This window comes from Kitasatospora sp. NPDC054939 (genome assembly GCF_053610105.1).
In genome coordinates this window covers 43636-52658 of sequence record NZ_JBSGXP010000047.1, presented here as the reverse complement: position 1 = coordinate 52658, position 9023 = coordinate 43636, and the positions used below count along the sequence as shown (strand labels likewise).

Annotated in this window: 9 protein-coding genes, 1 tRNA gene and 1 pseudogene; 7 read left to right on the top strand and 4 right to left on the bottom strand. The window is 72.7% G+C overall.

The genetic code is table 11. The features are described from left to right. Positions 1 to 145 precede the first annotated feature (145 nt). On the bottom strand, positions 146 to 808 hold the full coding sequence (locus ACWGB8_RS16095; RefSeq protein WP_452214097.1) for a TetR/AcrR family transcriptional regulator: 663 nt from the start codon (positions 806 to 808) through the stop codon (positions 146 to 148). A gap of 138 nt (positions 809 to 946) precedes the next feature. Here ACWGB8_RS16095 and ACWGB8_RS16090 point away from each other — a divergent pair, with 138 nt between their 5' ends. After that, a complete protein-coding gene (locus ACWGB8_RS16090) occupies positions 947 to 1588 on the top strand; it encodes an SRPBCC family protein (protein ID WP_452214096.1) in 642 nt (213 codons plus the stop codon). 54 nt (positions 1589 to 1642) lie between these two features. Here ACWGB8_RS16090 and ACWGB8_RS16085 read toward each other — a convergent pair whose 3' ends face one another. Further along, positions 1643 to 2026, bottom strand: coding sequence for a winged helix-turn-helix transcriptional regulator (locus ACWGB8_RS16085; protein WP_452214095.1), 384 nt, complete (start codon positions 2024 to 2026; stop codon positions 1643 to 1645). Between the two features lie 74 nt (positions 2027 to 2100). Here ACWGB8_RS16085 and ACWGB8_RS16080 point away from each other — a divergent pair, with 74 nt between their 5' ends. Next, positions 2101 to 2748: an NADPH-dependent F420 reductase gene (locus ACWGB8_RS16080; protein WP_452214094.1), complete on the top strand. Its 648-nt coding sequence runs from the start codon at positions 2101 to 2103 to the stop codon at positions 2746 to 2748. Positions 2749 to 2913: 165 nt separating this feature from the next. On the opposite strand, the gene ACWGB8_RS16075 is transcribed toward ACWGB8_RS16080, so the two are convergent. Continuing rightward, complete coding sequence (locus ACWGB8_RS16075) at positions 2914 to 3426, bottom strand: hypothetical protein (protein WP_452214093.1); 513 nt, start codon at positions 3424 to 3426, stop codon at positions 2914 to 2916. 478 nt (positions 3427 to 3904) lie between these two features. Here ACWGB8_RS16075 and ACWGB8_RS16070 point away from each other — a divergent pair, with 478 nt between their 5' ends. After that, positions 3905 to 4786 carry a GNAT family N-acetyltransferase gene (locus tag ACWGB8_RS16070; protein WP_452214092.1) on the top strand — a complete coding sequence of 294 codons (882 nt, stop codon included), beginning with the start codon at positions 3905 to 3907 and terminating at the stop codon, positions 4784 to 4786. A 148-nt stretch (positions 4787 to 4934) separates the two neighbouring features. Here the strand turns inward: ACWGB8_RS16070 and ACWGB8_RS16065 are convergent, their stop codons facing one another. Continuing rightward, entirely contained in the window at positions 4935 to 5531 is a 597-nt protein-coding gene (locus ACWGB8_RS16065; RefSeq protein WP_452214091.1) for a choice-of-anchor C family protein, read from the bottom strand. Between the two features lie 369 nt (positions 5532 to 5900). Between ACWGB8_RS16065 and ACWGB8_RS16060 the strand changes: the two genes are divergently transcribed. The 4 genes and pseudogenes from ACWGB8_RS16060 (at position 5901) to ACWGB8_RS16045 (ending at position 8983) form a co-directional block, all read left to right on the top strand. After that, positions 5901 to 6686, top strand: coding sequence for an alpha/beta fold hydrolase (locus tag ACWGB8_RS16060; protein ID WP_452214090.1), 786 nt, complete (start codon positions 5901 to 5903; stop codon positions 6684 to 6686). 562 nt (positions 6687 to 7248) lie between these two features. Next, positions 7249 to 7995 (top strand): annotated as a pseudogene (locus ACWGB8_RS16055) (RNA-guided endonuclease InsQ/TnpB family protein); the annotation flags it as partial. Positions 7996 to 8254: 259 nt separating this feature from the next. After that, a tRNA-Trp gene (locus tag ACWGB8_RS16050) sits at positions 8255 to 8328 on the top strand. 268 nt (positions 8329 to 8596) lie between these two features. After that, complete coding sequence (locus ACWGB8_RS16045; protein ID WP_452214089.1) at positions 8597 to 8983, top strand: hypothetical protein; 387 nt, start codon at positions 8597 to 8599, stop codon at positions 8981 to 8983. The last annotated feature ends 40 nt before the right edge of the window (positions 8984 to 9023 follow it).

Here is a 9023-nt window from a genome sequence, read left to right as displayed (position 1 = left end):
CCTCCTGCGGGTGTTCCCGCAGGAGGCCGCCGCTCGTTCGCCCGTTCTCTGCGGGATCGTGCTGCGGCCCGCCCGCCTCCGGGCCGTGGTGATGGTCGTACATCGGCTGTCCACCGTCCGGTACACGCCGGCGGATCGACCCGGCTCAGCTCCGTGGTGCGAGGAGGTCGTCGAGTTCCGCGGCGTAGAGCCGGGCGGGGTCGAAGCCCATCGCGGCGAAGTGGCCGGCGAGTTCGAGGGACAGGACGCCGTGCAGGCGGGTCCAGACGGTCAGGAAGTGGTGGAGGGCCTGCGGCGGGGCGGGGTGGCCGGCGGCCCAGTCGCGGTGGTCGGCCAGGTGGGCGCCGAACGGTGTCGCGTGCTCCGCCGGGGCGGCCAGGGCCGTGCAGGCGTCGAGCAGGACGGTCATGATCTCGTCGGAGAGGGCGGCGGTGTCCTCGGGCGCGCGGTAGTTGGGGACCGGGGTGCCGTAGATGAGAAAGTACCGCTGGGGGTCCGCCAGCGCCCAGTCGCGCAGCGCCCCGGCGAGACCGGCGAGGTCGGCGAGGTCGGCGCCCGCGGTGGCCGCCGTGCGGAGGGTGTCGGCGAGGCTGCGGTAGGCCTGCCGGACGAGTTCGGTGATCAGGTCGTCGCGGCTGGCGAAGTAGCGGTAGAGCGCGGGTCCGCTCATACCCATCTGCTTGGCGATCGCGTTGAGGGAGAGGGCGGACGCCCCCGCTGCGGCGATCTGCTTCCAGGCCTGGTCGACGATCTCGGCGCGTACCTGGGTGCGGTAGCGCTCGCGCGGCGTGGGTGCGTCCGTGGTCACCGCAGTCCGTCCCTTCCCGGCGCCCTGCTACAGGCTCATGACTTAGTTAGAACCTATCACGGAAGCCATTGACCATCCGTGCGCAGGTGAGTTACAACTTCTAACGAACGCGAAACTGTCTAGCGCACGGAGGTCGCCATGCTCCGCACCCGTACCCGCACCCGTGCCGCCCTGCTCGCCGTTCCGCTCGCCGCCGGACTCCTCGGCGCCGCGGTCGCACCGGCGGCCGCCGCCGTACCGCACACCGCCCGCCCCGGCACGTCCCTGACCTGCCGGGGGCAGGGAGTCGACCCCGACGCCCCGGTCCGCCACCGGGCCGAGACCGTGATCCACGCGCCTCTGCACACCGTCTGGCAGCTGCAGACCGACGTGGAGACCTGGCCGTCCTGGCAGGCGCCCGTCCAGAGCGCGGAGCGCCTCGACAGCGGGCCGTTCCGCGCGGGCTCGTCGTTCCGGTGGACGACCCCGGTGCCGCCCAACCCCGCGACCCCCGCCACCAGCCTGGAGATCACCTCGACGGTCCGGCAGGTCGAACGCAACTCCTGCATCCGCTGGACCGGCCCGGCGATCGGCGAAGGGCTGCACATCGACGGCGTTCACGTGTGGCGGTTCAGCAAGGTCCGGGACGGCGTCCGCGTCACTACCGAGGAGACCCACACCGGACCCCAGGTCGACGCCAACGTCCCCATGGCGACCGAGATCCTCCGGCAGGGACTCGACGCATGGCTGCGCGACCTGAAGGCCGCCGCCGAGGCCCTCGCCCACGACCGGCCCTGCTGACCCGCCTGCTGACCGGCCGGCCGCCGCCCCCGCCTCGCCGCCGCCCGGTCGGGGTCAGCCGCTGTGGGAGCCGTTACGAGGTTCGGCCTCCTCCGCCCGGTCCCGGGCCGCCATCACGTCGTCACCGTGCTCGGCGGCCCACGTGCCGAACGCTTCGAGGGGCTCCAGCAGCGTCCGCCCCAACCCGGTGAGGGAGTACTCCACGTGCGGCGGCGACCCGGCGTACGCGCGGCGCTCCACCAGCCCGTTGAACTGGAGCCGGCGCAGCGTCTCGGTGAGGACCTTGGGACTGATCCCGCCGATCCGCTCGCGCAGTTCGCCCGGCCGCACCGGTCCCTGGCGCAGGGCCCACAGCACCACGGCGTTCCAGGTGTTGGCGAGCAGGTCGAACGCGAGCCGGGCGCGGCAGTCGGCGATGAATCCCTGATCAGTGGTCACTTACCAGATGGTGCCCGAGCGGCTTCCTACCGTGGTCCCGAATCCGACGGACGGGACCAACAGGAGGCAGACCGATGAGGATCGGAATCGCCGGTACGGGCAGCATGGCACGGGGGCTGGGCGCGCAGTGGTCGCGGGCGGGCCACGACGTCCTGGTGGGCGGACGGGACGCCGGCCGCGCCGCCGGCCTGGCGGAGCAGATCGGGGCGCGGGCGGGGACCCTGCGGGACGCCGCCCGGCACGGCCGCGACGCGGTCCTGCTGGCCGTGCCGTACGCGGCGGCGCTCGGCGTGGTCGCCGACCTGGCCGACGCGCTACGGGACCGGACGCTGATCGACTGCACCAACCCGGTCGCGTCGGGCTTCGTCCTCGAAACCCGGGGCGGGCCCTCGGCGGCCGAGCGCATCGCGGCCGCGGCGCCCGGTGCGTCCGTGGTCAAGGCGTTCAACCTCTGCCACGAGAGCGTGTGGCGCCTGACCCCGCCGGTGTTCGACGGCCGCCCGCTCGCGGTCCCACTCTGCGGCGACGATGCGCCGGCCCTCGAAACGGTACGGTCGCTGGTCCGCGACCTCGGCTGCGTGCCGGTCAACGGGGGAGGGCTCGACCGGGCCGGCCTGCTGGAGGCGACGGCCGCCTTCCTCATCGGCCTGTGGGTGGGCGAGGGGGCGGACGCCCAGGCGATCGCGCCGCCGCTGCCGTTCGCGGGCGTCGAACCGGTGTGACCCGCTCCTGAGCGCCGCGGCGGTCGGGGGGATCGCTGCCCGTGGCCGGGCCTCTTCCGCCGACCCGGTGGACGAGGTCCGGCCACGGGGCCACGGCGGGCCGGTCACGTTCGGTGCTTCCCCCGCAACCGGGCAGGAGGGGGTTCACCGGACCCGTCCCGGGGGTTACGGTCGAGGTCGGCCGGCGGCCACGTGCTCTCCAACGGCATCGACGCGAACGGCCGGCTGATCGCGTTCGTCCACCCCGGAGAGCCGGCCGAGGCGGACGGGACCTCCGTGTTCGTGGACGAGACCCGGATCGACGGCTCGGTCGATGCGGTCCAGCTCACCGAGGGCCACGCCTACCCGGCGTTCTACGCCACCCTGCCCGCCGCGCTGCGCACCCACCTCACGGGCCTCGCACGGTCCGCGCGGGCGGCCGGGGCGGGACTGTGGCCGTACTCGAAGGCCGACCCGAACGGCAAGGCGACCGTCCCCGACCTCGCCGTGCTGCAACAACTGGTCATGTGGCCCAAGCTGTTCCGGCGACTGGTTCCCTACCTCGCAACCGGCGCCCCGGACCTCGGCGGGTTCGACGCCTGGCTGCGTCAGGATCCGGTCCACCGGGACGATGCGATCTTCCTCCTCGACCGAGGTGAGCACGGCAACCTGCACGACGTGATCGAAGCCGTCGGTCATGACGTCCAACTCACCTTCTGGTCCGAGGACTTCATCATCAACCCCGACCCCGCTCCCGCAGGCGTCACCCGCAATCCGCTAGCCACCGTCCGACGTGGCGGGCATCCGACCACGTCCGCGGCGTCCGACGGCAGATCCGATCACGGCCGGCCGGCTCCGCAGGTGGGGGCCGGCCGGCCGCCGGTGCATCCGACGGCCCCTGAACGCCCACCCCGCGACGGATCCGGCGGGCTCCGCGCGGTGCGCGAGCGACGGTGCAGCCCGACCGGCCACCGGCCACCGGCCACCGGACCGGACGGCCGACGGTTTGCGGTCTCCCGTCCGTGGCTGTGGTCGGACAGCGGCGCGGCGTCCGCCCTCGGCACCGGGGCCATTCGTGGCCATCCGGGCCCATCCTGGCCCTGCCGTCGGCGCCATGACGACCCGTCGATACCCTGCCGGAGCACGCAGGTCGCACCACTCGAGCAACGGAGACAGCTTGTCCGTCCGCATCACCGCCCTGGCCGACCCCGGCGAGAGCCCTGCCGGCCGCAGGTTGGCATGGCTGGCATCGGACACCGACGGAAGCCCCGTCGGGTCCGCCTTCCTCCGCCTGTTCACCGCGGACGGCCAGCGCCACCTCGCCGAACTGGACATCCGGGTCCACCCCGTCGAGCGGCGCAAGCGGGTCGGCTCGCAGTTGCTCGCGGCCGCTGCGGCGGCAGCCCGTGAGGACGGTCGGCGCAGCGTCGTCGCCCAGGCCGGGGACGGCACCCCCGGCGCCGCGTTCCTGACCGCCGGCGGCTTCCGGACCGTACTGACCCTGACCTACGCCCGCCTGGACCTGGCCGGCGCGGACCTCCCCGCCCTGGCCGCGATCGCCGAAGCGCCGCACCCCGGCTACCGGTTGACGGCGTGGGAGGGCCAGGTGCCGGACGAACTCGCCGCCACCTACACGGCCTCGCGCCGCGCGATGGACGACATGCCGATGGGCGCCGTCGACTACGGCACCGTGGTCTGGGACCTCGACCGGGTGCGGGCCGCGGCCGCCGCCGTCGCCGCACGCGGGGAGGTCCTGCACACCGTCGCGGCCGTCGACCGGGCGGACGGCTCCATCGTCGGCTTCACGGAACTCGTGGTCCCCGGCGGCGGCACCGGCGACGCCCAGCACTACGGTACGGCCGTCCTGGCCGACCACCGCGGCCACGGCCTCGCCCGCTGGATGAAGGCCGCCGCGATCACCGGGGCCCGCGCGCACCACCCCGAACTCGGCGGCCTGCTCACCGACACCGCCGACAACAACCCGTTCATGCGCCGCGTCAACGACGCCCTCGGCTACCTGCCCACGCACACGGCCCACGAGTACCAGCTGGACCTGTAGCCGCCCCGCCACCGGGACGACGGCCCGAGCCGGGTCCGGCGGGGCAGCCGGCCCCACCGGACCCGGGGCGGTGCCTCGGGTCGGTGCATCAGGTCGCGGACCAGGTCGACGGGTCGGGTCGGCGGACCGTGTCGGCGGGTCGGGTCGGTCACCCGCAGCAGGGCTTGCACTCCTTCACCTGGACGTTGTCGATGACCGGGCCGTAGGCGCCCGCGACGGTGCTGGCGAAGCTCAGGGTGGTGGACGGGCCCTGCGCGACGAAGGTGAACTGGCGTCCCACGTACCCCATGGCGGCCCTCGTCCGGCCGGCGATGTCGAAGGAGAAGTCCTGGAAGCCCTGGCCGTCGATGAGGGCCCGCCCGGTCCGCAGGGCGGGCCCGCCTTCCGGGTTGCCGGCCAGTGCGTAGGTGACGGAGTAGGTGCTGCCCGGGACGGTGGTGAACCGCTGGGCGACGGTGCCGCTGTTGGAACCGTTCAGGTCGAGCGACTGGTCGCCCTCGGCGGCCTGCCAGAAGCCGGCGCCGATCAGGTCGACGCTGCCCGCGGTGACGGTCCACGGCCCGATGGTCTGACCGGTGGTCAGCGAGGTGAAGGCGTTCGCCGGGGCCTTCGGCGTCTCGAAGCTGCCGTCGTCGAAGTGGCTGAGGGCGCGGTGCCCGCCGGCGGCCTGGACCGGGGCGGCGAGGGCGGTGGCGCCGGCGACGAGCAGGGCGGTGGCGGCGAGGCGGGTGCGCGAGATCGACATGGGTGGGCCCTCCAGGGGCTGGGGGATGGGATCAACCGATGATCGGCCGTGCACAGAGCGTCGGCCGTGGCGGTGATCCCTGCCAAGGCCCGGCCGATGGCGCCCGGTGTCGCACCTCGTCCGCGGACGGGCTCTCGTGCGCCGGTTTCGATCTGCGGGGCCCCGCCGGGCCGGGCCGGGGCGACCATTCCGGACGTCCGGTTCGCGTCGTGTCGGCCGCGAAAGGGTGGCACCGCCCGGGGGAGCGGGGCGAGCAGCGCACGCCCCTTCCGTCGCACGCGCGCGCCGCACGTGGTCGCCAGGGTGCCACTCGGGTGCCGCCCGAAGTGGCCCGGTCGAATGTCAGTACTGCCGCCTACTGTCTGCGGCATGCGCGAGTACTTCATGGTTGGTGGACGAAGGATGTCGTACCTGGACTTCGGTGGTCCGGGCACTCCGCTCCTGGCCCTGCACGGGCACTACAACGAGGCGTCGGCGTTCGAGCCCCTGGCCGAGGCGCTGGCGCCGCACTGGAGGGTGATCGCGCTCGACCAGCGCGGACACGGCGAGTCCGATCGCGCCGCGCTCTACGAACGGGACGACTACGTCGCCGATGTCGCCGCCTTCCACCGGCATCTGGCCATCGGCCCGGTGGCGTTGCTGGGGCACTCCCTGGGCGGAGTGAACGCCTATCAGTACGCCGCCCGGCAGCCCGACCGGGTCACGGCGCTGATCGTCGAGGACATCGGCGCCGTCGTGGACTGCGACTGGCGGTTCACGCTGCGCCTGCCCGGCCACGCGCCCTCGCGCCAGGAGCTGGCGGCCGCGCTGGGCCCGGCGGCCCCGTACCTCGCCTGCGCCTTCCGCCGGTCTACGGACGGGTGGGGGTTCTCGTTCGATGCCGAGCACACGGTGGCGTCCCAGCAGGCGCTCAACGGTGATCACTGGCCGGACTGGACGGCCGTGGCCTGCCCCGTACTGCTGATCCGCGGAACGCGCAGCGACGAGCTGACCGCCTCCCATGCCCGCGAAATGATCACCCGTCGGCCTGGCCGGGCACACCTCGTCGAGCTGCCCGCCGGTCACGTCGTCCACCACGACGCTCCCACCCGATTCGCCCAAGCGGTCACGCGCTTCCTCGCCGACCCGGAGGGATTCCGGCAGGTCGCGCTGTAGTCGGGAGTTCGTTCCTCCCCTGCTTGCCGCGCGGACTGCACCGCAAAATCTTCGTCACCGTGCGGTGCGAGTACCTCACTTGAGGCGCTTTCGGCCGAAGAATCTTCTGTCCGGCTTGCCCGGTACGTCGGCAACCCGCGCAGGTGTGCGGTGACCGTGTAGGTTCAGCGGGGTTGCACGGCCGGAGTCGATGGACGAGGGTGCTCGGCCGCAGGGGCCGCCGACGTCCCAGCAACACCGTGGACGGCAATGGCGTCGTGGAGCCAACCGATCGGATCATCGTTGCTTTGGACTTCGACCACCGACGTGCAGCCGACGAGGTCGTCGACCGGCTGGGTGAGGAGTGCCGTTTCTGCAAGGTCGGGATCGAACTGCTCACGGCGGCAGGACCAAGGACCTCGTGGCCAAGGGCAAGGACGTGTTCCTGGACCTGAAGCTCTTCGAGATCCCGATTTCCGTGGCCAGCGCGGTCCGCGCCGCCGGCGCGCTCGGCGCCTCCATCCCTGATCTTGCGTGGGTACCCCCGGCAACAGCCGGGGAAGGAAGCGGATCCTCGGACCGGAGGCACAAAACCGTGTCGGTCAAGCGTGAAGGCCGGCGCCGGTACGTCATCCTGACCGCCGAGCAGGCCGAGCCCGAGCCGCTTCCCGCGACGGGCGGCATGGTCGGCATCGACATGGGCACAGTTAACTTCCTCGCCGACTCCAACGGCGTATTCGTGCCCAACCCGCGCCACGGCCGCAAGGCCGTCGCTAGGCTCGAAGCCGCGCAGCGGACACTGTCCCGCTTCCCCCGTGTCCGCCGCGACAAGCGCACCGCCAACCACCGGCGGGCCGTCCGGAAGGTTGCCGATCTGCACCGCAAGGTGCGCCGCCAGCGCTTGGACTACGCCCACAAGACGGCTCTCGACCTCGTTCGCGAGCATGACTTCATCGCGCACGAAGACCTCAAGATCCGCAACATGCTCCGCGCACCCGCGCCCAAGGCCGACCCCGAGAGGCCGGGCGGCTTCCTGCCCAACGGAGCCTCGGCGAAGGCCGGACTCAACCGCTCGATCTCAGATGCCGGGGGGGTGTTCCTGACGATCCTGCACGCCAAGGCTGAAAGCGCCGGACGAGACGTGATCGCGGTGGACCCCCGCAACACCTCCCGCACCTGCCCCGAATGCGGGCACGTCAGCGCGGAGAACCGGCCCACCCAGGAGAGGTTCCACTGCGTCTCGTGCGGCCACAACGCGCACGCGGACACGGTGGGCGCTCTGAACGTACTACGGGCCGGGCTGGCCCGTCGCGACGCCAACCCGGCATAGCGAGAAGCCCCCGGCTTCAGCCGGGGGAGGAGTCACGGTGACCGTCCACAGCATGGGCGGCACCGCCATCATGGCCGCCGCCGTCGCTGCCTGGAGGTGTGAGCTTGCTCGAGGTGTGAGCTTGAGCGGAAAACCCGGTGACGCGCAGCCGTCCGTGCCGCAGAATCGGACCAACGGCCGACGAGGCCGGTAGCCCGCGGGGGCGGTGCCCGAGCACCGTTGCCGAGCGGGACTGCCGGTTCGAGTCCGGTCGGGCTCTGCGGGTGTAGCTCAATCGGCCAGAGCAGCCGTCTCCAAAACGGCAGGCTGGGGGTTCAAGTCCTCCCACCCGTGCTTCACATCCGGCTTCTGCCGGCCGGCGCCGGTTCCGCCGGCCCCTCGCCCGTACGGGGCCCGTTGTCGCTGCGTACGGCCAGGGTCTTGTCATGGATCGCCACGTGTCGGCCGAGGAACTCTCCGGCGCTGGGAACGACCTCCGGTCGACCCGCGACGCGCTCGCGGAACAGGGTGCAGCGGTGGTTGCGGCGGGTGCTGGAACTGCTCTGTGACGAACGGTCGCCGGTCGACCGGCCCGCGTCGGCGAGCCCGCTCGTCGGTGCCGGTGCCGACGCTGAGCTCCTACGACGGCGGGTCGGTCGTCGGCTTCCCGGGGTTCGTGGAGCTGACGACCGACGGGATCGCGGCCGAGTTGGCGGCCGACGCGGACTGCCCGTACCCGGTACATCCCGAGCCGGGTGGGCTCCTGGCGTGGGGTTCGAACCTCAACGCGGATCAGTTCTTCTGGCTGACCGAGGGCGATGACCCGGACGCCTGGCCGGTGGTCGCGTTCTACCGGGGTCTGGAGGAGTGGGACCGCTTCGACGGGGGGTTCGCGTCGTTCCTGCTCGCCGTGCTGGACGGTAGCTACGCGTACGCCGGCGAAGTGGCGCCCGCCGATCCCGACGAGCCGCTGTGGCGGTGCCAGGGCGACTGGAGCGGGCTGGGGTAGGAGGCGAAAACGGCTTGCCCCCGGGGCGGTGATCGGCTTG